Annotated in this window: 1 protein-coding gene; it reads right to left on the bottom strand. The window is 70.6% G+C overall.

Annotated features, from left to right (window positions below; genetic code table 11):
• Positions 1–40 precede the first annotated feature (40 nt).
• Positions 41–678 (bottom strand): histidine phosphatase family protein (locus JWG43_RS17625; RefSeq protein ID WP_205244262.1); only part of this gene is annotated, 638 nt, incomplete at its 5' end.

Below are 678 nucleotides of genomic sequence, written 5' to 3'. Positions count from 1 at the left end.
GTGTGACGTGGGCGACCGGCCTCCCTGACGAGGACGACCGTCAGGCTCCCGAGACGCCCGAGGCTCCGGGCCGCAGGGCCGCCGCAGGCTCTGTGTAGTGGAGGCCGACGAGGCGGTCGCCGTCGAAGCGCAGCGAGGTCACCGAGGCGAGCGAGCACTGACGCTTGCGGGGGTCGTGCCAGAGCCGCTTGTTCTCGAAGGCCTGGCGCGCGATCCAGATCGGCAGCTGGTGGCTGACGAGCACGGCCTCGTGCCCCTCGGCCTGCTGACGGGCGGTCTCGACCGCTGCGTGCATGCGCGCGACCTGCTCCTTGTAGGCCTCGCCCCACGACGGGCGGAAGGGGTTGATGAGGTGCGGCCAGTGCTCGGGGTGCCGCAGGGACCCGTCGCCCACGCCGAAGGTCTTGCCCTCGAAGTAGTTGCCCGCCTCGATGAGGCGCTCGTCGGTCCCGAGCTCGAGGCCGAGACCTGCGGCGATCGGGGTCGCGGTCTCCTGCGCGCGCTGGAGCGGCGACGCGGTGACGACGGTGATGTCGAAGTCCCCTGCCGAGAAGTGGTCGGCGACGCGCTGGGCCATCTGGTGCCCCAGCTCGGAGAGGTGGTAGCCCGGGATCCGTCCGTAGAGGATCTTCTCGGGGTTGAAGACTTCGCCGTGTCGCATGAGGTGCACTGTGGTGG

The organism is Desulfobulbus alkaliphilus (assembly GCF_016918545.1).
Taxonomy (GTDB): Bacteria; Desulfobacterota; Desulfobulbia; order Desulfobulbales; family Desulfobulbaceae; genus Desulfobulbus; species Desulfobulbus alkaliphilus.
The sequence above is the reverse complement of the archived record's forward strand: the minus strand, read 5'-3'. Positions and strand labels throughout refer to the sequence as shown.